Here is a 22,283-nt window from a genome sequence, read left to right as displayed (position 1 = left end):
CGGCTCACGGGCCCGTGAGCCACTCCCGCAGCTCTTCGTTCAAGGACCGCTGAAAGGTCGTCAGCAGGGCCTGCACCACCAGCGGTTGCATGGAGGCCGACAGATCCTTCACGGCCTCGACCGACTCGTGCCCGGACACCTCGTCCCGGAACAGCACGGAGAGTTCACGGGCCGCGGCGCGGGTGTGCTTCACCATCACCGTGCGCGCGGCGAGGATCGTCTCGTGCGCCATCGGCACGTCGAGCAGCTGCACGCCGAGCCGCAGCAGCCCCAGATCCACCCGGTACAGGTCCGGTCCGGCCGCCTCCCGCAGGACGCCCATCGCGGCGAGCCGGTCCAGGTCCCCCTCGCCGAGCGGCCGCCCCGCCCGGCGCTCCAGCTCGGCCCGGTCCATCTCCTGCGCGGCGTCGGGCGCCCAGGAGGCGACCACGGCCCGGTGGATGGCCAGGTCCTGGGCGCTGAGCCCGTCCGGCAACTGCTGCAGATAGCGCTCGATCCCGGCCAGCGTCATCCCCTGCCGCTGCAGCTCCTCGATGAGCGCGAGCCGCGACAGGTGGTCCTGGCCGTAGTGCCCCACACGCCGCGGCCCGATGACGGGCGGCGGCAACAGCCCCCTGGTGCTGTAGAACCGGACGGTCCGCACCGTCACACCGGCCCGCGCGGCCAGCTCGTCGACGGTGAGCGCCGCCCCCTCGATGTCCGTCGCCATGCCTGCTCCTCCGGTACCGGGCCCACCACCTGCTGCGGTGAAACAGTATTGCTGTCTCACCCGCCTTGTGAAAGATCCGGGGCGCAGCCCCCCTCCCCACACCCCCCGCGGAGCGAACGGCACCTTTCAAGCCACACCCGGGCCGAAGCCCGCCCACCCCGATGAGCCCTCTTTTGCACAGGACTTGACCGGAGTACCTTCCGCGCATGCGGACACCTGCGCGCCACCTGCGCCACCTCACCTGGAGATCGCTCGCGACGGCGGCCACCGCCGCCCTGATGGCCACGCTCCTCACCCCGGCCGCCGCCCACAGCGCTCCGCGGGAGAGCACCCCCGTCTACTCGTACGACACCGCGATCCGCGAGTCCGTCTGGGTGGACACCGCACTGGACGGCGACAGCGACGGGAAGAGCGACCGCGTCGCCGTCGACATCGTCCGCCCGCGCGAACCCGCCCGGCAGGGCCGCAGGATCCCCGTGATCATGGACGCCAGCCCGTACTACTCCTGCTGCGGCCGCGGCAACGAGAGCCAGCGCAAGACCTACGACGCCGACGGCGACGTCGTCCAGATGCCGCTGTACTACGACAACTACTTCGTGCCGCGCGGCTACGCCTTCGTGGCCGTCGACCTCGCCGGCACCAACCGCTCCGACGGCTGCGTGGACGTCGGCGGCCGCTCCGACGTCCGGTCGGCGAAGGCCGTCGTCGACTGGCTGAACGGCCGGGGCAAGGGCTACACCTCCCGTACGGGGAGCACGAAGGCCAGCGCCGGCGGCTGGACCAACGGCAGGACCGGCATGATCGGCAAGAGCTACGACGGCACCGTCGCCAACGGCGTCGCCGCCACCGGTGTCGAGGGCCTGGAGACGATCGTCCCGATCGCGGCCATCTCCTCCTGGTACGACTACTACTTCGCCCAGGGCGCCCCCCTCTACGACTCCGGCCCGGAGTGGCTGTCGGACTACGTCGAGAGCCCCGAGGCCCGCGCCAGGTGCGCCGCCGTCCAGCAGAGGATCGTCGACGGGGCCCCGCGCACCGGCGACCGGACGAAGTTCTGGACCGAGCGCGACTACGTGAAGGACGTCCGCAAGGTCGACGCCAGCGTCTTCGTCATCCACGGCATGCAGGACCTCAACGTCCGCCCCAAGCACTTCGGTCAGTGGTGGGACGGCCTCGCGAAGAACGGCGTCGACCGCAAGATCTGGCTGTCCCAGACCGGCCACGTCGACCCCTTCGACTTCCGCCGCGCCGAGTGGGCCGACACGCTGCACCGCTGGTTCGACCACGAACTCCTCGGCTACGACAACGGCGTCGACGACGAGCCGATGGCCGACATCGAGCGCGCCCCCGACCGGTGGGTCACCTCGGACGTCTGGCCGCCGCGCGCCACCGGCACCGTGACCCTGCGCCCGGACAGGGGCGAGCAGGCCGGCGTCGGCACCCTCGGACTGCGTACCGGATCGGGCACCGAGACCTTCACCGACGACCCGGGGCAGGACGAGAGCGACTGGGCCGCCGAGATCGACCGGTCCACGGCCGCCAAGGCCGGCTTCGTCACGAAGCCGCTCACCCGCGACGTCCGCCTGTCCGGCTCCTCGAAGGTGACCGTCACCGCCACGCCGACCACGTCGAGCGCCCACCTGTCCGCCGTCCTGGTCGACCTCGGCCCCGACATCGTCCGCGACTACGCCGCCGCAGGCGAGGGCATCACGACGCTCACCGAGCGCACCTGCTGGGGGCCGAGCACCACCGGCGACAGCTCCTGCTTCAGGGAGACCGCGGCCAGGACCACCGCCGTCGAGCACACGGTGTTCAGCCGGGGCTGGGCCGACCTCGGCAACCACTCCTCGGACCAGGGCGCTCCGCTCACCCCCGGCAAGCGGTACACCATCACCCTCGACCTGCACGCGAGCGACCACGTCGTCCCGAAGGGCCACCGGCTCGCGCTGATCGTCGCCGGCACCGACCGGGGCCTCATCGACCCGCCGTCGACCACCCCGACGCTCACGCTCGACCTGTCCCGCACCTCGGCCCGCGTGCCGCTCGTCGGAGGCACCGCCGCCTTCGCCCGCGCCACCTCGGGATCCTCGTACATCACGCCCGACGAGATCCTCGACGGCGTCGGCGCCCCCCGCGCCGCCCACCGCGTCCCCGGAGGCGATGGACGATGACACCCCGACGGACCGCAGCCCTCGCCCTGACGGCGGCCCTGCTCACCGCACCCCTCCTCGGCGCACCGGCCCACGCGGGCGACCATCCGCCGCGCACCGGATTCGAGCGGAGCGGCGGAGCCCGCTGGACCACCCAGCCCGAGGAGCAGACCTTCCTGACCGCCGTCGACCGGGCGAGCGGACGGGTGTCCCTCAGCCGGATCGGCACCACGAAACAGGACCGCCCCGTCCAGCTCGTACGGATCGGCGACCCGCACGCCGCCACCACCGTGCTGCTCGTCTGCAGCCAGCACGGCGACGAACCGTCCGGGCGCGAGGCCTGCCTCACCACCGTGCGCGACCTCGCGTTCGCCAGGGACGCGAGCACCCGCCGGTTCCTCGACCGCACCACGCTGCTCGTCGTGCCCACCGCCAACCCGGACGGCCGGGCCGCCGACACCCGCGGCAACAGCGACGGCACCGACATCAACCGCGACCACCTGGCACTGCGGACGGCCGAGGCCCGCGCCATGGCCGCGGTCGTGCGCGACCGCAAGCCCGACGTGGTCTACGACCTGCACGAGTACGGGGCCACACCGCCGTACTACGACAAGGACCTCTTCGACCTCTGGCCGCGCAACCCCAACACCGACGCGGCCGTCCACGACGAGGCCCAGGCCCTGTCGGAGGCGTACGTACGGCCCGCCGCGCGCGCCGCCGGCCACACGATCGGCACGTACGGCATCTGGACCGACCCGGTGACCGGCGACCCGGTCCGCCAGGTGGCGGGCGACGGCCAGGAGCGGATCCTGCGGAACATGTCCGGCGTCAAGCACGCCGTCGGACTGCTCATAGAGAGCCGCGTCGATCCCCTCACGGACGCCGAGAAAGCCGACGGGTCGCTCAACAACCGGCGCCGGGTCCACTCCCAACTGGCCGCACTGGGAGGCCTGTTCGACTTCACCGACGAGCGGCGCGGACGGATCGGGGCGGCCACGGCGGCGGCCCGGCTGGCCGGTTACCGGGACACCGGGCCGGTGTACACGGGAGGCGCCGACAACGACCCGGCCGAACCGTCCGAGACCATCGGGGACCCGCCCTGCGCCTACCGGCTGACGGCGGCCCAGTACGCGGACGTGCGGGACGAGCTGGCCCTGCACGGCGTCACGGCGCACCGGGACCCGGACGGTGCGGGCGCCGTCGTACCGCTGCGCCAGTCCCTGCGCGCCCTCGTCCCGCTGCTGCTGGACGAGCGCGCGCCGTACCACCTGACGGTCGCGGAGCCCGACACCCGCTGCTGAGACGGTTGGGATCGGCGGTACCTGTGGTAGGCCAAAGGCACACAACCAGGCAGGTGTGTCCGAACGCTTTCCGGGGAAGGTGCCGCCGATGACCGAAGATCTGAAGGACAGGGGAGGCCGGGGCGATCCGTCGGGCACCCCCGGTGGTTCGACCCGCCCCCAGACGGACCGCGTGGTGTTCGGCGTCACGGCCGTGCTCACCGTGGCTTTCGTGATCTGGGGGTCGGTGGCCACCGACTCCCTGGAGAGCGCCTCCTCGAGCATGCTCGGCGGCCTGATCCACAACGGCGGCTGGGCGTTCATGCTCGCCGCCTCGTGTTTCGTGGTCTTCGCGCTCTGGCTGGCCGTCAGCCGCTACGGAAGGATCCACCTCGGCGCGGAGGGCGAGGAGCCCGAGTTCCGCACCGTCTCCTGGGTGGCGATGATGTTCAGCGCCGGTATGGGCATCGGCCTGATGTTCTACGGCGTGAGCGAGCCCCTCTCGCACTACTCGACACCTCCGCCGGGCACCGCGCCCGCCGACTCCGCGGAACGCATGGAGACGGCGATGGCCACCACCCTCTTCCACTGGACGCTGCACCCCTGGGCGATCTACGCGGTGGTCGGCCTCGCCATCGCCTACAGCACCTACCGCAAGCGCCGCCGCCAGACCATCAGCGCGGTCTTCACCCCGCTCATCGGCGAGAAGCACGCGAACGGCTCGGCGGGCCGCGCCATCGACATCCTCGCCATCATCGCCACCATCTTCGGCTCGGCGGCCTCCCTGGGCCTCGGAGCCCTCCAGATCGGCTCCGGCTTCACGGAGCTGGACTGGATGGACAAGGTGAGCAACGGCCTGCTCGTCGCGATCATCGCCGTGCTGACCGTCGCGTTCGTCGCCTCGGCCGTCTCCGGTGTGGAGAAGGGCATCCAGTGGCTGTCCAACATCAACATGGTGCTGGCGCTGATCCTCGCCGTCTTCGTGTTCATCGCGGGCCCCACGATCATCGTCCTCGACCTGCTGCCCACCTCGATCTTCTCCTACCTCGGTGACCTGCCCCAGCTCGCAGGCCGCACCGAGGCCAGCGGCGGCAAGGGCGTCGCGGACTGGCTCGGCAGCTGGACCGTCTTCTACTGGGCGTGGTGGATCTCCTGGACGCCCTTCGTCGGCATGTTCATCGCCCGCATCAGCCGCGGCCGCACCATCCGTCAGTTCGTCGGCGGTGTCATCCTCGTGCCCAGCACGGTCAGCCTCGTCTGGTTCGCGATCTTCGGCGGTACGGCGATGAAACTGAAGGAGGGCGGCGCGCTCGCCGGTGAGTCGACCCCCGAGGGCCAGCTCTTCGGCGTCCTGCAGGAGTTCCCCATCGCGACGGTCACCAGCCTGCTCGTGATGATCCTCGTCGGCATCTTCTTCGTCTCCGGCGCCGACGCCGCCTCCATCGTGATGGGCACGCTCTCCCAGAAGGGCGCCCTCGAACCCGGCCGTTTCGTCGTCATCTTCTGGGGCGTGGTGACCGGAGCGGTCGCGGCCATCATGCTGCTCGTCGGCACGGAGGGCGACGCGCTCACCGGCCTGCAGAACCTCACGATCCTGGCTGCCGCACCCTTCGTCCTGGTGATGATCGGCATGTGCGTCGCCCTCATGCGCGACCTGCGCAGGGACCCGGTCATCGTCCGCAACGAGATGGGCTCGGAGGCAGTGGAACTCGCCGTCATCGAAGGCCACAGGAAGTACGACGGCGACTTCGAGATCCGAGTGGGCCCGGGCCCCGGCACGGAAACGAACGGCGACCCCCTGGGCCACGACCACAACTGACCACCGGAACAACGAGCCGGGGCGCCTCCTTCAAGAAGGGGGCGCCCCTCGGTTTCGAGTTTTCAGGGGCGCGGAGAAGCGCGCGACCAGCCACGGCGCACGCGCACCCGACCCACGACCTCAGGGGACGAGCCCCAGAACAACCTCCGCGCACCCCCAGGCCACGGTCACCCCGGCCCCGCCGTGCCCGTAGTTGTGCACCAGTACCCCGCCCCCGGCCCCGCCGGCCGAGGCATCCCGCTCAAGCCGCACGGCGGACCGCACCGGCCGCAGTCCCACCCGATGTCCGATCACCCGCGCCCCCGCCACCTCGGGCCGCAACACCGCGCACCGCTCCACGATCCCCGCCGCCACCGAAGGGTCCGCGGTCAACGACCAGGAGTCCGCCTCGGTGGTCCCGCCCAGCACCAGCCCGCCGGGCTGCGGAAAGAGATACGTCGTGGTCCCGGCCACCGCGTCCGTCGACACGACCCATGTCCGCACCCCCGGGTTCTCCACGACCACCAACTGCCCCCGTACGGCCCGGACCGCCGCGTCCCCCACCAGCTCCCGCGCCCCGATCCCCGTGCAGTTGACGACGGTTCCCGCCTCCGCCCGGGCCTCGGCGAGGTCCGTCACGGTGCGTGCCTCGACCACCCCGCCCGCCCGCAGGAACCGCGTCCGCAGCCACCCCAGATGCACCGGCATGTCGATCAGCGGCAGCCGCGCCCACAGCCCCGGCCCCGCGTACTCCTGCGCCGTGGACGCCCGCAGCCCCGGCAGCCGGGCCGCGGCCCACGCCCCCTGTTCGTCCAGCAGGGCCCCGCCCATTACGCCCTCGACCATGCGTACGCCCGTCTCGTCGGGCCGCTCCGCCAACTCCTCGTACACGGAAAGTGAGTGCAACGCCCACGCCCGCGCGAGATCCTGCGGCTCGACGGCGTACGGCCACCACAGCGCACCCGCAACGGCCGAGGTGGTCCGTTCGGCCGGCTCCCGCGTCCAGATCCGTACGCGCCTGCCGCTCCCGGCGAGGACGAAGGCCGTCGTGAGTCCTATGACCCCGCTGCCGACCACGATCACGTCACCGCTTCGATCCTCCGCCACGCGGGGACGTTAGCGGAATATGTCATGCCGTGCGCGGAGTCCGCCCGATCCGGGAATACTCACAGCATGTCTGCCGAGTACGCGACCTTCGGCCTGGCACCGGCGATGCGTGCCGGTGGGGTACTGGCCAACGGTGACTACCAAGCGCACCGGGACTTCGTGGACTTCATCGTCGACGGACGCCCGCTGCTGTACCAGCTCTCCGACCTCGACGCCGTGTCCCCCCTCGCCTCCGACGTACCGCCGGCGATCTTCACCGCCCAGGTACGCAGTCTGCTGCTGGAAGCCGATCCTCCGCTGGAGGGCGGCCGGTACGTCATCTACGGCTGCCCGGAGTGCGAGGACCTCGCCTGCGGCGCCGTGACCGCCGTGATCGACCGGCACGGCGACGACTTCGTGTGGCGCGACTTCGCCTGGCAGACCGACGAACTCCCCGACCTGGAACGCAACGGCTACCACGGTATCGGCCCCTTCCTCTTCCACGGCGACACCTACCGCGCAGCCCTGCGCTCCCTGCTCGCCGGCCCCACGGCGCTCACGGGCACCGGGGGCGAACGCCGCCGCGTCCTGCTCATCGGCGCCAGGGCGGCCGTCCTGGCCAAACTGGCCGCCGCCCTGCGCATCATCGGGATCGGCGCCGACATCACCCGGGACGCCGCCGGCATCCCCGCCGACGAACTGCGCACCTACGGCGCCGTCGCCTTCGGCCGCGGCGCCGGCGAGCAGGAACGTGCCGCCGTACGCCAGGCCTTCGACGACGCCGGGGTCGACGTCGCGTACGTCGAGGGGCTGGCCCCGATCGTCCCGCTCCTGGTCGCCCAGCTGGAGAACGCCCTGGACCGCAGCCCCCGGGAGCAGCGCCGGCTGACCCGGCTGGTCGCCGCCGACGGCGAGGCGGGCGTCGAGGTCACCTCCGCCTGCCGGGTCCGGTTGATCGCGTACCGTCTGGACCGCCTCTGCCGCACCCATGTGCACGAGGTCTTCGACGGCGTCCTGGAGGCGGGCCGCCACCGGCTCGCGCTGGACGAGAAGGCGACCAAGGGGGAGTCGTTCATCGTGGCGCGGACCTCCGGGAGCGTACTGGTGGAGGCGATGGCCCGCTGACGGCGCAGGGCGCCCGCCCGAGGGGCCCGTGTGCGGGGCGCGCACGGAACCCCGGCGCGGAGGCGGGGGCCCGGCGATTAGGATCGGCCCCCTGATGACTGCCACTCTCGTCGCCAAGAACCTCGCCGCCGGCCACGGCGACCGCACCCTCTTCGCCGAACTCGACCTCGTCGTCGCGCCCGGCGACGTGATCGGTCTCGTCGGTGCCAACGGCGCGGGCAAGTCCACCCTGCTCCGGATGCTCGCCGGGCTCGACAGGCCGGACGAGGGCGAGCTGCGGCTCTCCCCGCCCGCCGCGGCCGTCGGGCACCTGCCGCAGGAGCCGGAGCGCCGCCCCGGCGAGACCGTGGGGCAGTTCCTGGCGCGCCGCACCGGGGTGGCCGAGGCCCAGCGGGTGATGGACGAGGCCACCCAGGCACTCGTCGACGGAGCGCCGGGCGCGGACGACGCGTACGCGGACAGCCTGGAGCGCTGGCTCGCGCTCGGCGGCGCCGACCTCGACGAGCGGGCCGAGGAGGTCGCGGGCACGCTCGGCCTCGCCGTCGGCCTGGACCAGCCGATGACCTCGCTCTCCGGCGGCCAGGCGGCCCGCGCCGGACTCGCCTCGCTGCTCCTCTCCCGCTACGACGTCTTCCTGCTCGACGAGCCGACCAACGACCTCGACCTGGACGGCCTGGAGCGCCTCGAACGTTTCGTCTCAGGGCTGCGCGCGGGCACGGTCGTCGTCAGCCACGACCGCGAGTTCCTCACCCGCACGGTCACCAAGGTCCTCGAACTCGACCTGGCCCAGCAGCAGATCACCCTGTACGGCGGCGGCTACGAGGCCTATCTGGAGGAGCGGGACGTGGCCCGCCGGCACGCCCGCGAGGGCTTCGAGGAGTACGCCGACAAGCGGTCCGCGCTGGAGGGCCGCGCCCAGATGCAGCGCTCCTGGATGGACAAGGGCGTCAAGAACGCCCGCCGCAAGGCGAACAACGACAACGACAAGATCGGCCGCAAGTTCCGCAGCGAGGCCAGCGAGAAGCAGGCCGCGAAGGCCCGCCAGACGCAGCGCATGATCGAGCGGCTCGACGTGGTCGAGGAGCCGCGCAAGGAGTGGGAACTGCGGATGGAGATCGCGGCGGCCCCGCGGTCGGGTTCCGTGGTCGCCACCCTGCGCGACGCCGAGGTCCGGCGGGGCGGCTTCACCTTCGGGCCGGCCACGCTGCAGATCGACTGGGCGGACCGGGTGGCGGTCACCGGCGCGAACGGCGCGGGCAAGTCCACGCTGCTCGGCGCGCTGCTCGGCCGGATTCCCCTGGACTCGGGCCACGCCTCGCTCGGCTCGGGCGTGGTCGTCGGCGAGGTCGACCAGGCCCGCAAGCTCTTCCACGGCCCGGAGGCGCTGCTCGACGCGTTCTGCGCGGCCGTCCCCGACACCGAGCCGGCCGAGGTCCGTACGCTGCTGGCCAAGTTCGGCCTCAAGGCGGAACACGTCCTGCGTCCGGCGGCGAGCCTCTCCCCGGGCGAACGCACCCGATCGGCCCTGGCCCTCCTCCAGGGCCGCGGCGTCAACCTCCTGGTCCTCGACGAACCGACCAACCACCTGGACCTTCCGGCCATCGAGCAGCTGGAGTCGGCCCTCGACTCCTACCAGGGCACCCTGCTCCTGGTGACCCACGACCGCCGCATGCTGGACGCGGTCCACACGACCCGCCGCCTGGAGGTGGCGGCGGGCAAGGTGACGGAGCACTAGGCCTTCGACGGGGCGCGCCCCGTCAGGGGCGCGGGGAACTGCGCGGCAAGCCCCCACCGGGCCCGCACGTCACGACGGCGCGGACCCGGCAGCCCAGAACTCAGCCCCGCCCCTTACGCCCCTTCGGATCCGCAAGCCCCGCCCGCCGCAGGGCATCGGCCATCGCACTGTTCCCGGGCGCGGGCGCGGAGGCCTGACGCGACCCCCCACCCCCGCCTCCGCCGGCCCGCCCCCGCTGCTGAGGCGGCCGCCCGCCACCGCGCTGAGGGCGCCCGGAGCCACCCTCCTGCGCTGCCGCCGAGGCGTCGTCGTCCAACCGCAAGGTCAAAGAGATCCGCTTGCGCGGAATGTCGACCTCCATCACCTTCACCTTCACGATGTCCCCGGACTTCACCACGTCCCGCGGGTCCTTCACGAAGGTCTTCGACATCGCCGAGACATGCACCAGACCGTCCTGGTGCACCCCCACGTCCACGAAGGCCCCGAACGCCGCCACGTTCGTGACGACCCCTTCGAGGACCATCCCCGGCTCCAGGTCGGCGATCTTCTCGACGCCGTCCTTGAAGGTCGCCGTCTTGAAGGCGGGCCGCGGGTCGCGCCCCGGCTTCTCCAGCTCCCGCAGGATGTCCGTCACGGTCGGCAGACCGAACTTCTCGTCCACGAAGTCGGCCGGCCTCAGCGAGCGCAGCGCCGCCGTGTTGCCGATGAGCGAGCCGACCCCGCTCCCCGCCGTCCTCACCATCCGCCGGACCACGGGGTACGCCTCGGGGTGCACGCTCGACGCGTCCAGCGGGTCTTCGCCGCCGCGGATCCGCAGGAAGCCCGCGCACTGCTCGTACGCCTTGGGACCGAGCCTGGCGACCTTCTTCAGCGCCGTGCGCGACGTGAACGGTCCGTTCGCGTCGCGGTGCGCCACGATGTTCTCGGCGAGTCCGGAGGTGATGCCGGAGACCCGGGTCAGCAGGGGGGTGGACGCCGTGTTCACGTCCACGCCGACGCCGTTCACCGCGTCCTCGACGACCGCGTCGAGGGAGCGGGAGAGCTTCACCTCGGACAGGTCGTGCTGGTACTGGCCGACTCCGATCGACTTCGGGTCGATCTTCACCAGCTCGGCGAGCGGGTCCTGCAGGCGCCGCGCGATGGAGACGGCGCCACGCAGCGACACGTCCATGCCGGGCAGCTCCTGCGAGGCGAATGCCGACGCCGAGTACACGGACGCCCCGGCCTCGGACACCATCACCTTGGTGAGGTTCAACTCCGGGTGCTTGGCGATCAGTTCACCGGCGAGCTTGTCCGTCTCGCGGGACGCCGTGCCGTTGCCGATCGCGATCAGCTCGACCGCGTGCTCCCTGGCGAGGCGGGCGAGTCCGGCGATGGCCTCGTCCCACCTGTTGGCCGGGACGTGCGGGTGGATGACGTCGGTGGCGACGGCCTTGCCGGTGGCGTCGACCACGGCCACCTTCACCCCCGTACGGAACCCGGGGTCGAGGCCCAGCGTCGTGCGCGTGCCCGCCGGGGCGGCCAGCAGGAGGTCGCGCAGGTTCGTCGCGAAGACGTCGACCGCCTCGTCCTCGGCGGCCGTGCGCAGCCGCAGCCGCAGGTCGATGCCGAGGTGGACGAGCAGCCGGGTGCGCCAGGCCCAGCGGACCGTGTCCAGCAGCCACTTGTCGCCGGGGCGGCCCCGGTCGGCGATCCCGAAGCGGTGCGCGACGATCGGCTCGTACGAGGACGGGCCGGGCTGCTCGGAGGGCTCCTCGGGCTCCAGGACGAGGTCCAGGACATCCTCCTTCTCGCCGCGCAGCATGGCGAGGATCCGGTGCGAGGGCAGCTGCTTGAAGGGCTCGGCGAAGTCGAAGTAGTCGGCGAACTTGGCGCCCGCCTCCTCCTTGCCGGCCTTCACCCTGGCGGCCAGCCGGCCGCGCGCCCACATGCGCTCGCGCAGCTCGCCGATCAGGTCGGCGTCCTCCGAGAACCGCTCGGTGAGGATGGAGCGGGCGCCGTCCAGGGCGGCCTGCGGGTCGGCGACGCCCTTGCCGGCGTCGACGAAGGCGGCGGCCGCGGCGAGCGGGTCGACCGACGGGTCGCCGAGGAGTCCCTCGGCGAGCGGCTCCAGGCCCGCCTCGCGCGCGATCTGGGCCTTCGTACGCCGCTTCGGCTTGAACGGCAGGTAGATGTCCTCCAGCCGCGCCTTGGTCTGCGCGGTACGGATGCGCTGCGCCAGCTCCTCGGTGAGCCTGCCCTGCTCGCGCACCGAGTCGAGGATCGCCGAGCGCCGCTCCTCCAGCTCCCGCAGGTAACGCAGCCGCTCCTCGAGCGTGCGCAGCTGCGCGTCGTCGAGCATCTCGGTCGCTTCCTTGCGGTAGCGGGCGATGAAGGGCACCGTCGAGCCGCCGTCGAGCAAGTCGACGGCCGCCTTGACCTGCCGCTCCCGTACACCGAGTTCCTCGGCGATCCTGCTTTCGATGGACCCCACGAGGGGTGGCAGCTCTGTGGTCACGATTCCCGTACCGCCTTCTTCACTGAGGGTGCGCGGCAATTGTGGCAGGTGGCACCGACAGCGGGGGATCAAGGGCGGCGCGGACCGGCGGGAGCCGGGCACGCGGGGAACCGGGACACGGCCGCGGGCGGTCAGCCCCTGCCGAACGCGTCCCCGGGGAACGCGCCGGCCGTCAGCGCCCTCGTGACGAGCCCCTTGGCCAGTTCGGTGAGGCGTTCGACGCCCGCCGCGCCCAGATGCGCGTACGGGGCCGCGTCGAGGCGGTCCGTCGCGTCCTCGACCTCCTTGCGCAGGGCGGCGCCGTCCGGTGTCAGCTCGCCCCCGGCGTCGAGCAGTCCGCGTTCCCGCAGGCGTCCGGTGGCCGCCTCCCAGTCCGCGCGGTGCCAGCCCCGGGTGGACAGGACCCACTTCGGTGTCATGCCCTTGCCGGTGGCCGTGTGGGTCACCAGCGCCTCCACGGGGTCGAGTTCCGCGCCGAGCAGCACCGCGAGGTGCCCGTCGCCCCGGTGTTCGCGCAGCAGGGTGGCGGCGTGCCAGAGCGCGAGGTACGGCTCGGCGGGCACGGGCAGGTCCGCGTGGGCGGCGTACAGCGGGCGGGCGGTCCTGGTGCAGGCCTCGGTGGCCCGCAGCGCGAGCCGCGCCGCCTCGGCGACCTCCGCGGAGGCGAGCACCTCGTCCCCGAGCAGCCGCCGCAAGGTCGCGTCCACGGCACGCGCGCGTGCGGCGAGGACCGCCTCCGGGGAGGCGGCCCGCCACACCTCGGGCACGTGCCGCGCCACCAGGTCGTGCCGGAAGGTGTAGAACGTCGCCGTCACGGTGCCCGCGCCCACCGCCCCCATGGCCGCGGACCGCACCGCCAGGTAGGCGGCGCGGTCGTCCGTCACGCCGGCCCCGGCCAGCTCCCTGCCGAGGTCCGGCGAGAAGTAGTGGCAGGAGTGCAGCGGATTGAGCACGTTGTGGCACCGGCGTCCGGCACGCTCCGGCAGAACAGTCGTCATGCCCAGCACGTTACCGACTGGTCGGTACGCAGGGAACGGCGGGGAGTCCGCCCGGTCCCGTCGTTCCCGGTCCGGCCGCGTCATTTCCGCCCGGCCGCCGACGCCGTCCAGGTGAACCCGGGCGGCCGGCGCTCCAGGAAGGCGGCCACCCCCTCCGCCGTGTCGCCGCCCCTGGCCTGCTCCGCCCAGTACGCGTCCCGGTCGTCGCGGCCGTCCGCGAACTCCTTCGCCGCGGCCTGCGTCAGCTGCGAGCGGGAGACGAGGATCCGTGCGAACTCCGCGACCCGCCGGTCCAGCGCGCCACCGGGCAGCACCTCGTCCACCAGGCCGGTGCGCAGCGCGCGCGCCGCCTCGATCAGCTCGCCGGAGAACAGGAGGTACTTGGCGGTGGCGGGCCCCACGAGGGACACCAGCCGCCGGGTGGAGGAGGCCGCGTAGACGATGCCCAGCTTCGCCGGCGTGATCCCGAACGACGCCTCCTCGTCCGCGAACCGCAGGTCGCAGGCGGCCGCGAGCTGGCACCCGCCGCCCACGCAGTAGCCGCGCACCGCCGCGAGCGTCGGCCTGGGGAACGCGGCGAGCGCCTCCTCCGCCTCCACGGCCAGGCCCTGCGTCCGGCCGGCCGCCTCCCGCAGCGAGGAGATGTCCGCCCCGGCGCAGAACGTCCCGCCCTCCCCGGTCAGCACGAGCACCCGTACGGCGGGGTCGGCGGCCAGCGCGTCGAGCAGCGGCGGCAGCGCCCGCCACATGCGGGCCGTCATGGCGTTGCGCTTGGCCGGATGGTGGATGACGACGGTGGCGACCCCGTCGGCGACGCTGTGCAGCAGCTGCGGCTCCATGGCCGGATGCTATCCGTCCACCCCGCACGTACGATCAAGAAGGAGGCGGGTAGGCGTGAGGGCACGGGGCACGCAGACAGGTCCGAGGAGGCGCAGATGGCCAGGTTCAGACTCAGGTCCGCGGCCGAGCCCGCATCCGCGTCCGGACCCCCAAGGGACGAGACCGCGAAACTGAACCGCAGCTTCGGCTGGCTCGCCGCGCTCGGCGTGATCCTGGTGCTCGCGGGTCTGGTCGGCCTGATCTACACCGGGCTCGCCACGCTGACCTCGATGCTGCTGTTCGGCTGGCTCCTGCTGATCGGCGGCGTGGTCGGCCTGCTGCACGCGGTGCAGGCCCGTGCCTCGAACTTCTTCTGGCTCGGTGTCGTGGTCGCGGCCCTGAACATCGCGGCCGGCGTCGTGATCATCAGCAAGCCGGAGGCCGCCGCCGAGGCGCTGACCATGTTCGCCGCGCTGCTGTTCCTGACGGGCGGCGTCTTCCGGCTGGTCGGCAGCCTGGTGGTGCGCGGCCCCCAGTTCGGCTGGTCCCTCGTCCAGGGAGCCTTCGGCCTGCTGCTCGGCATCCTCGTGCTCGCGTCCTGGCCGAGCAGCAGCAAGTACGTCATCGGTACGTTCTTCTCGCTGGCGCTGCTCTTCGACGGGCTCGGCCTGATCGCGACCGGGTACGGCGGGCGCCGCATCGTCAGTCTCGTCTCGGACCAAACCCGTACAACCGGACAAATGCCGAACACGACACAGGGCGAACAGAAGTTGCCGCACGACTGACGGCGCTGAGCGCAAGTGATCAAATATCGCCGATAGTGGCTGACTTCTGTTCAGTCGTCCGGTAGTGAGCGGTGCGTTACCAACACTCGACGTGTGGTGACAATCGAGCGCAGGGGCGGCGACCGGACGATGGACGACCAGGGGCGGGGGGCCGGCCCGCGTCCCGAGAGCGGGGAGGCGCCCCCCGACGACAGACCGCCCGGACCGCTGCCGTACGAGGGGGTGTGGCGGTTCACCGCTCCGGCCGCCGACTCCTCGGTGCCGCAGGCCCGGCACGCGGTCCGCGACCTGCTGGCCCGCCAGGGCGTACCGGTGTCGGACGACATCGTCCAGGGGCTGCTGCTGATCGTCTCCGAGCTGGTGACCAACGCGGTCCGGCACGCGGCGGTCCTCTCCCCGGTGCTCGCCGTCGAGGTCGCCGTCGGCGCCGAGTGGGTGCGGGTCGCCGTCGAGGACGACCACCCCTACCGGCCGACCGCCCTGGAGGCCGACCACGGCCAGACCGGCGGCCGGGGCCTCCTGCTGGTCCGCGAGATCACCCGGGAGGCGGGCGGGGTGTGCGACGTGGAGCACACGGCGTCGGGAGGCAAAGTGATCTGGTCCGTCCTGCCCCTGACCGTCGCGCGAACGGTCTGAGGACCCATGGCCCGCAGCCGGTCTGCGGGCCCGTCGCAACCTGTCGTGGTCTGCCACGCAGCCTTTCCGCGCCCCTGACGGGACGCGGCTCGTCCCAGGTCACCGGCGTGCGCGGATCACCAGCCCGCGGCTTCCCCGGTCAGTTCCCGGATCGCGGGCCGGGCCGAGTCCAGCACGGTCATGAACCACGCCGAGAACGGATCCCCGGCATGCCGCTCGGCCAGCTCGGCCGCGCTCACGAAGGCCGTCGACCCGACCTCCTCGGGGTCCGGCCGCAGCGCCGACTGCACCATCCCCACGAAGAGGTGGTTGAACTCCTGCTCCACCAGCCCCGAGTCCGGGTCCGGGTGGTTGTAGCGGACCGTGCCCGCCTCGGCGAGCAGCGAGGGAGAGACCCCCAGCTCCTCGAACGTCCGGCGCGCGGCGGCCGCGAAGGGCGCCTCGCCGGGGTACGGATGACCGCAGCACGTGTTGGACCACACACCGGGGGAGTGGTACTTGCCCAGCGCCCGCTGCTGCAGCAACAGCCGGCCCCGCTCGTCGAAGAGGAAGACGGAGAACGCCCGGTGCAGCTGCCCGGGCGGCTGATGGGCCGTGAGCTTCTCCGCCGTACCGATCGTGGTGCCGTCCTCGTCGACCAGTTCGAGCAAGATGGCTTCAGCGGTGCCGTTCGACGAACTGTGCGTCGCGGTGGCAGGAGTGATCGGCATACCCATCCTTCGCATCGGTCTTCGAGCCCCAAGTCTGCCGTACCGGACCGGCACTCCCGGCATCACGCGGGGCCCCGCACGTCCGGTTCCGTCGCGCGGCCGAACCGGACGTGGCGCCCGGCCCCGGCCGGACGCCGCAAGGGCCCGGACATCTGATCGTCACCGACGCTACCGGCACGGAGCCGTCCGGAACGGCAGTCCTCGCCCTTTCACCCGTGCCGGGGAACCGGGCCGTACGCCGTGGCCCGCAGCCGGTGCGCCGCCCCCGCCGGCCGGCCTGCGCGACGGCGTCGGGCCTCCGCCACCGGGCGTACGCCCGCTCCTCACGCGTGGTGCAGCTGCCAGCCCCGCCAGGCCGACTCGACCATCTCGCGCACCCCGCGCCGCGCGCTCCAGCCCAGCTCCTTGGCGGCCAGCGCGGACGAGGCGACCGCGCGCGGGGCGTCACCCGGGCGGCGCGGCTCGACGAGAACCGGCCGGGTGTCACCGGTGACCTCGCCGATGAGCGTCATGAGTTCGCGCACCGAGGCCCCCTCGCCGCGGCCGATGTTCACCGTCAGGTCGCCCGGGACGTCCGTCGAGGCGAGCCGCCGGGCCGCCGCGAGGTGCGCCTCGGCGAGGTCCGCGACATGGATGTAGTCCCGCACGCACGTGCCGTCCGGCGTCGGATAGTCGTCGCCGAAGATCCGCGGGGGCTCGTCGCGCGTGAGCCGGTCGAAGACCATCGGCACCACGTTGAACACACCGGTGTCCGCCAGCTCGGGCGCCGCGGCGCCCGCCACGTTGAAGTAGCGCAGGCACACGGTCCCGATGCCGTGCGCGCGGCCCGCGGCCCGCACCAGCCACTCGCCGGCGAGCTTCGTCTCGCCGTAGGGACTCATCGGGGCGCAGGGGGTGTCCTCCGTGATGAGGTCCACGTCCGGGTTGCCGTAGACGGCCGCGGACGAGGAGAAGACGAAGCGCCGCACACCGGCCCCGGCGACCGCGTCCAGGAGCGTGGCGAGCCCGCCGACGTTCTCCTGGTAGTAGCGGGCGGGCTGGGCCACGGACTCGCCGACCTGCTTGCGTGCGGCCAGGTGCACCACACCCGTCACCGCGTGCTCGGCGAGGAGCCGCTTCAGCAACTCCCCGTCCAGCGACGAGCCCTGTACCAGGGGGATCCCGTCGGGCAGCCGCGCGGAGACCCCGGCCGAGAGGTCGTCGAGCGCGACCACGCGCTCCCCGGCCCCGGCCATGGCCCGCGCCACGTGCGCACCGATGTATCCAGCCCCACCTGTGATCAGCCATGTCATGGACGCTCACCCTATGCCGCGACGCCGCTTCCGCGGAGCTCGGGAGGCATGTCGTGAATTGCGCCTTATAGGCCGTGGTTTGTCGGCCGGGCCCCGGATCCACGATGATGATCGCGGCGGACACGCCGATCAGAACCCGTTGATCGGACCGTGAACGGGCGGTGAACGGCCGCTTCCCATCATCGGATAGCCTCTGCCGACATGCCGCCCGGCCCACCCGGCCCGGGGCGCCCCCCACCACGCACCTGCCCGGCGTCACGCACGCCGGAACCCAGAGGAGTGAGTTCGTCTGTCGACCGCCATCCTCACCGGTCAGCCGGTTCCCGGGTCGTCGCTCGAGAGCGATCTGCGGACGCTCGGCTTCGAGGTGCGGGCCGCCACCGACGCGGCCGACGCCGAGACGCTCCTCGCGGCCGTCCCCGCCGACCAGCGGGTCGCCGTCGTCGACGCCCGCTTCGTGGGGCACGTCCACGCGCTGCGGCTCGGCCTGACCGACCCGCGCTTCGAGGCCGCCGCGATCCCCGGCGCCGTCACCGCCCGGCCCGCGGCGCGTCCGGCGCTGGCCAGGGCGCTGCGCACCGCCTGCGATGACGCGCCGAACGGGTCCGTGGTGGTCGGCATCGTCGCCGACCGCGTCGCCGAACTCCTCGACACCGACCTGCACCGCCCCGAACTGGGCGAACTCGTCGCCGTGGTCCCGAGGGACCCGCAGGCCCGCAACGAGTCCCGGCAGGCCGTCGCCTCCGTGGACGACGAGGCGATCCGGCTGCGTACGGCCGTGAAGTCCCGCGACGGCTTCTTCACCACGTACTGCGTCAGCCCGTACTCCCGCTACCTCGCCCGCTGGTGCGCCCGCCGCGGCCTGACCCCGAACCAGGTCACCACCGCCTCGCTGGTCACCGCGCTGATCGCGGCCGGCTGCGCGGCGACCGGCACCCGGGCCGGCTTCGTCGCCGCGGGGCTGCTGCTCCTCTTCTCCTTCGTCCTCGACTGCACGGACGGCCAGCTCGCCCGCTACTCCCTGCAGTACTCCACGCTCGGCGCCTGGCTCGACGCGACCTTCGACCGGGCCAAGGAGTACGCCTACTACGCGGGCCTCGCCCTCGGCGCCGCCCGCAACGGCGACGACGTGTGGGCGCTGGCCCTCGGCGCGATGGTCCTGCAGACCTGCCGGCACGTCGTCGACTTCTCCTTCAACGAGGCGAACGCCGACAGCACGGCCGCCGGCGCCGGCCCCACCGCCGCCCTTTCGGGCAAGCTCGACAGCGTCGGCTGGACGGTCTGGCTGCGCCGGATGATCGTCCTGCCGATCGGCGAACGCTGGGCGATGATCGCCGTGCTCACCGCGCTCACCACGCCCCGGATCACCTTCTACGTGCTGCTGATCGGCTGCGCCTTCGCCGCCTGCTACACCACCGCGGGCCGGGTGCTGCGATCGGTGACCCGCAAGGCACAGCGCACCGAGCGGGCCGCGGCGGCACTGGCGGACCTCACCGACTCGGGCCCCCTCGCGCGGGCCTGCGCCTCGCTGCTCGGCAGGCTTCCCGCCAAGCCGCCGTTCGGTTCGCGCCTGCTGGTCGCGCTGCCGGGCGCCGTGCTCCTCGTCGCCGCGGCCCGGACCGCCGACTACGGCAGCTGGTGGCCCGTCCTCGCCGCGGCGCTGTACGTCCTGACCTCCGGCGCCGCCGTCGCACTGCCCCTCAAGGGCGCGCTCGACTGGCTCGTCCCGCCGGTGCTGCGCGCCGCCGAATACGGCACCGTGCTGATCCTGGCGGCGAAAGCCGACGTGAACGGCGCCCTTCCGGCGGCTTTCGGGCTGGTGGCGGCGGTCGCCTACCATCACTACGACACGGTGTACCGCATCCGCGGCAACGCCGGCGCGCCGCCGCACTGGCTGGTGCGGGCGATCGGCGGGCACGACGGCAGGACGCTGCTGGTCACCGTCCTGGCCGTGCTGCTCGCCGCAGAAGATTTCAAGGTCGCGCTCACGGCACTCGCCGTGGCCGTGGCCCTGGTGGTGCTCTTCGAGAGCATCCGCTACTGGGTGACCGCCCACAGGCGCGGCGCACCCGCCGTACACGATGAAGGAGAACCCGCATGATCGGCCTCGTGCTGGCTGCCGGCGCCGGACGGCGTCTGCGCCCCTACACCGACACCCTGCCCAAGGCCCTGGTGCCGGTGGGACCCGAAGGCGACGAGGACAGCATCACGGTGCTCGACCTCACCCTCGGCAACTTCGCCGAGATCGGCCTGACCGAGGTCGCGATCATCGTCGGCTACCGCAAGGAAGCCGTCTACGAGCGGCGCGAGGCGCTGGAGCAGAAGTACGGCGTCAAGATCACGCTGATCGACAACGACAAGGCCGAGGAGTGGAACAACGCCTACTCCCTGTGGTGCGGCCGTGACGCCATCAAGCACTCGGTGATCCTCGCCAACGGCGACACCGTGCACCCGGTCTCCGTCGAGAAGACCCTGCTCGCCGCCCGCGGCGACGGCAAGAAGATCATCCTCGCCCTCGACACGGTGAAGTCCCTCGCCGACGAGGAGATGAAGGTCGTGGTCGGCCCCGAGGGCTCCATGACGAAGATCACCAAGCTGATGGACCCCGCCGAGGCGACCGGTGAGTACATCGGCGTGACCCTCATCGAGGGCGACGCCGCGGACGAGCTGGCCGACGCGCTGAAGACGGTCTTCGAGACGGACCCGCAGCAGTTCTACGAGCACGGCTACCAGGAGCTCGTGAACCGCGGCTTCCGCATCGACGTGGCCCCCATCGGCGACGTCAAGTGGGTCGAGATCGACAACCACGAGGACCTCGCCAAGGGACGCGTGATCGCGTGCCAGTACTGACGAGGCTCATCCCCTCGCCGGTCGTCGTCGACATCCGTCCGGGCGCGCTCGATGATCTGGCGACGATCCTGTCCGACCAGCGCATCGCGCCCTCCGGCAGCCTGGCCTTCGCCATCAGCGGCGGCTCCGGCCGGATCCTGCGCGAGCGCTTCGCCCCGGCGTTCCCCGAGGCGGACTGGTTCTCCGACGCCGACGGCACCATCGACGGAGCGGTCCGTCTCGCCGAATCCATCAAGAAGGCCGGCCGCTACGACGCGGTGGTCGGCCTCGGCGGCGGCAAGGTCATCGACTGTGCCAAGTACGCGGCGGCGCGGGTGGGCCTGCCGCTCGTCGCGGTGGCCACGAACCTGGCGAACGACGGTCTCTGCTCGCCGGTCGCCACCCTCGACAACGACGCGGGCCGTGGCTCCTACGGTGTGCCCAACCCGATCGCCATCGTCATCGACCTCGACGTCATCCGCGAGGCTCCCGTGCGCTACGTACGGGCCGGCATCGGCGACGTGATCTGCAAGATCTCCGCCGTGGCCGACTGGGAGCTGTCGCACCGGGAGAACGGCGAGCAGGTCGACGGCCTGGCCGCCGCCATGGCCCGCCAGGCCGCGGAAGCGGTACTGCGCCATCCGGGGGGTGTCGGCGACGACGCCTTCCTGACGACGCTCTCCGAGGCACTGGTCCTGTGCGGCATCTCGATGTCGGTGGCCGGTGACAGCCGCCCCGCGTCCGGTGCCTGCCACGAGATCAGCCACGCGTTCGACCTGAGCTTCCCCAAGCGCAGTGCCCTCCACGGCGAGCAGTGCGGCCTGGGCGGCGCGTTCGCCACGTTCCTGCGGGGCGACCACGAGACGGCCAGGCACATGGCCGAGGTCCTCCGGCGCCACGGACTCCCCGTGCTGCCGGACGAGATCGGCTTCACCCCGGACGAGTTCGTCCAGGTCGTGGAGTTCGCTCCGACGACCAGGCCGGGCCGCTACACCATCCTCGAACACCTCTCCCTCTCCACCGACCAGATCAGGGACGCATACGCCGACTATGCAAAAGCCATCGGTAGCTGAACTCCGCCCGGTCGTGCACCCCCCGGGTGTGAAGGACCGGCGGAGCGGCGAGCACTGGGGAGGCCGGCTCTACATGCGCGAGATCTCGCTGCGCATCGACCGGCACCTGGTGAACACCAAGGTCACGCCCAACCAGCTGACCTACGTGATGACCGTCTTCGGCGTGCTCGCCGCCCCGGCCCTGCTGGTGCCGGGCATCCCGGGCGCCCTGCTCGGCGTACTGATGGTCCAGCTGTACCTGCTGTTCGACTGCGTCGACGGCGAGATCGCCCGCTGGCGCAAGCAGTACTCGATGACCGGGGTGTACGTCGACCGCGTCGCCGCCTACCTGTGCGACGCCGCGGTCCTGGTCGGCTTCGGCCTGCGCGCCGCCGACCTGTGGGGCACCGGACGGATCGACTGGCTGTGGGCGTTCCTCGGCACCCTGGCCGCCCTCGGCGCCGTCCTGATCAAGTCCGAGACCGACCTCGTCGGGGTCGCCCGGCACCAGACCGGCAAGGCACCGGTCCAGGAGTCGGCGTCCGAGCCGCGCTCCTCCGGCATGGCGCTGGCCCGCCGGGCCGCCGGCGCGCTCAAGTTCCACCGGCTCGTCCTCGGCATCGAGGCCTCCCTGCTGATCCTGGTCCTCGCGGTCCTGGACACGGTCAGGGACGACCTGTTCTTCTCGCGGCTCGGCGTCGCGGTCCTGGCCGGCATCGCCCTGCTGCAGACCGTGCTGCACCTGGTGTCCATCCTCGCGTCGAGCAGGCTGAAGTGAGCAC

Annotated in this window: 18 protein-coding genes; 11 read left to right on the top strand and 7 right to left on the bottom strand. The window is 72.4% G+C overall.

Annotation, left to right across the window (positions count from 1 at the left end; all coding sequences use genetic code 11):
* Window positions 1–4: 4 nt before the first annotated feature.
* On the bottom strand, window positions 5–709 hold the full coding sequence (locus QFZ75_RS06635; protein WP_307534636.1) for a MerR family transcriptional regulator: 705 nt from the start codon (window positions 707–709) through the stop codon (window positions 5–7).
* 206 nt (window positions 710–915) lie between these two features.
* On the opposite strand from QFZ75_RS06635, the gene QFZ75_RS06630 reads away from it, so the two are divergent.
* The 3 genes from QFZ75_RS06630 (at window position 916) to QFZ75_RS06620 (ending at window position 5,958) form a co-directional block, all read left to right on the top strand.
* Complete coding sequence (locus QFZ75_RS06630) at window positions 916–2,880, top strand: Xaa-Pro dipeptidyl-peptidase (protein WP_307534635.1); 1,965 nt, start codon at window positions 916–918, stop codon at window positions 2,878–2,880.
* On the top strand, window positions 2,877–4,160 hold the full coding sequence (locus QFZ75_RS06625; RefSeq protein WP_307534633.1) for a M14 family metallocarboxypeptidase: 1,284 nt from the start codon (window positions 2,877–2,879) through the stop codon (window positions 4,158–4,160). Before QFZ75_RS06630 ends, QFZ75_RS06625 begins: the two co-directional genes overlap by 4 nt.
* An 88-nt stretch (window positions 4,161–4,248) precedes the next feature.
* Window positions 4,249–5,958: a BCCT family transporter gene (locus tag QFZ75_RS06620; RefSeq protein ID WP_307534631.1), complete on the top strand. Its 1,710-nt coding sequence runs from the start codon at window positions 4,249–4,251 to the stop codon at window positions 5,956–5,958.
* A gap of 120 nt (window positions 5,959–6,078) precedes the next feature.
* Here QFZ75_RS06620 and QFZ75_RS06615 read toward each other — a convergent pair whose 3' ends face one another.
* Window positions 6,079–7,044 (bottom strand): FAD-dependent oxidoreductase, encoded by a 966-nt coding sequence (locus QFZ75_RS06615; RefSeq protein ID WP_307534628.1) that lies wholly within the window; start codon window positions 7,042–7,044, stop codon window positions 6,079–6,081.
* A 66-nt stretch (window positions 7,045–7,110) separates the two neighbouring features.
* Between QFZ75_RS06615 and QFZ75_RS06610 the strand changes: the two genes are divergently transcribed.
* Window positions 7,111–8,148 carry an oxidoreductase gene (locus QFZ75_RS06610; protein WP_307534627.1) on the top strand — a complete coding sequence of 346 codons (1,038 nt, stop codon included), beginning with the start codon at window positions 7,111–7,113 and terminating at the stop codon, window positions 8,146–8,148.
* Between the two features lie 94 nt (window positions 8,149–8,242).
* Window positions 8,243–9,883, top strand: coding sequence for an ABC-F family ATP-binding cassette domain-containing protein (locus tag QFZ75_RS06605; RefSeq protein ID WP_307534625.1), 1,641 nt, complete (start codon window positions 8,243–8,245; stop codon window positions 9,881–9,883).
* A gap of 100 nt (window positions 9,884–9,983) precedes the next feature.
* Here the strand turns inward: QFZ75_RS06605 and QFZ75_RS06600 are convergent, their stop codons facing one another.
* From QFZ75_RS06600 to QFZ75_RS06590, 3 genes are all read right to left on the bottom strand, one after another.
* Complete coding sequence (locus QFZ75_RS06600) at window positions 9,984–12,380, bottom strand: Tex family protein (protein ID WP_307534623.1); 2,397 nt, start codon at window positions 12,378–12,380, stop codon at window positions 9,984–9,986.
* A 131-nt stretch (window positions 12,381–12,511) separates the two neighbouring features.
* On the bottom strand, window positions 12,512–13,378 hold the full coding sequence (locus QFZ75_RS06595) for a hypothetical protein (protein ID WP_307534621.1): 867 nt from the start codon (window positions 13,376–13,378) through the stop codon (window positions 12,512–12,514).
* A gap of 80 nt (window positions 13,379–13,458) precedes the next feature.
* On the bottom strand, window positions 13,459–14,217 hold the full coding sequence (locus QFZ75_RS06590; RefSeq protein WP_307534619.1) for an enoyl-CoA hydratase/isomerase family protein: 759 nt from the start codon (window positions 14,215–14,217) through the stop codon (window positions 13,459–13,461).
* Window positions 14,218–14,313: 96 nt separating this feature from the next.
* Here QFZ75_RS06590 and QFZ75_RS06585 point away from each other — a divergent pair, with 96 nt between their 5' ends.
* A complete protein-coding gene (locus QFZ75_RS06585) occupies window positions 14,314–14,982 on the top strand; it encodes an HdeD family acid-resistance protein (protein ID WP_307534618.1) in 669 nt (222 codons plus the stop codon).
* Between the two features lie 129 nt (window positions 14,983–15,111).
* On the top strand, window positions 15,112–15,618 hold the full coding sequence (locus QFZ75_RS06580; RefSeq protein ID WP_307544252.1) for an ATP-binding protein: 507 nt from the start codon (window positions 15,112–15,114) through the stop codon (window positions 15,616–15,618).
* Between the two features lie 116 nt (window positions 15,619–15,734).
* On the opposite strand, the gene idi is transcribed toward QFZ75_RS06580, so the two are convergent.
* Together idi and galE are read right to left on the bottom strand one after the other, a co-directional pair.
* Window positions 15,735–16,328: an isopentenyl-diphosphate Delta-isomerase gene (gene idi, locus QFZ75_RS06575; protein WP_307534617.1), complete on the bottom strand. Its 594-nt coding sequence runs from the start codon at window positions 16,326–16,328 to the stop codon at window positions 15,735–15,737.
* A gap of 323 nt (window positions 16,329–16,651) precedes the next feature.
* Entirely contained in the window at window positions 16,652–17,620 is a 969-nt protein-coding gene (galE, locus tag QFZ75_RS06570; RefSeq protein ID WP_307534616.1) for a UDP-glucose 4-epimerase GalE, read from the bottom strand.
* 289 nt (window positions 17,621–17,909) lie between these two features.
* On the opposite strand from galE, the gene QFZ75_RS06565 reads away from it, so the two are divergent.
* From QFZ75_RS06565 to QFZ75_RS06550, 4 genes are read left to right on the top strand one after another with little or no spacing between them, the layout of a single operon-like run.
* Entirely contained in the window at window positions 17,910–19,721 is a 1,812-nt protein-coding gene (locus tag QFZ75_RS06565; RefSeq protein WP_307544250.1) for a DUF5941 domain-containing protein, read from the top strand.
* Complete coding sequence (locus QFZ75_RS06560) at window positions 19,718–20,470, top strand: sugar phosphate nucleotidyltransferase (protein ID WP_107019961.1); 753 nt, start codon at window positions 19,718–19,720, stop codon at window positions 20,468–20,470. Before QFZ75_RS06565 ends, QFZ75_RS06560 begins: the two co-directional genes overlap by 4 nt.
* Window positions 20,458–21,522 (top strand): iron-containing alcohol dehydrogenase family protein, encoded by a 1,065-nt coding sequence (locus tag QFZ75_RS06555; protein WP_307534614.1) that lies wholly within the window; start codon window positions 20,458–20,460, stop codon window positions 21,520–21,522. The genes QFZ75_RS06560 and QFZ75_RS06555 overlap by 13 nt, the downstream gene beginning before the upstream one ends.
* The gene (locus QFZ75_RS06550) at window positions 21,500–22,279 is read left to right on the top strand and encodes a CDP-alcohol phosphatidyltransferase family protein (RefSeq protein WP_307534613.1); all 780 of its coding nucleotides are present in this window, start codon (window positions 21,500–21,502) and stop codon (window positions 22,277–22,279) included. The genes QFZ75_RS06555 and QFZ75_RS06550 overlap by 23 nt, the downstream gene beginning before the upstream one ends.
* The last annotated feature ends 4 nt before the right edge of the window (window positions 22,280–22,283 follow it).

Source organism: Streptomyces sp. V3I8 (assembly GCF_030817535.1).
In the GTDB taxonomy this organism is placed as follows: Bacteria; Actinomycetota; Actinomycetes; order Streptomycetales; family Streptomycetaceae; genus Streptomyces.
This window is presented reverse-complemented; position numbering and strand designations above follow the sequence as displayed.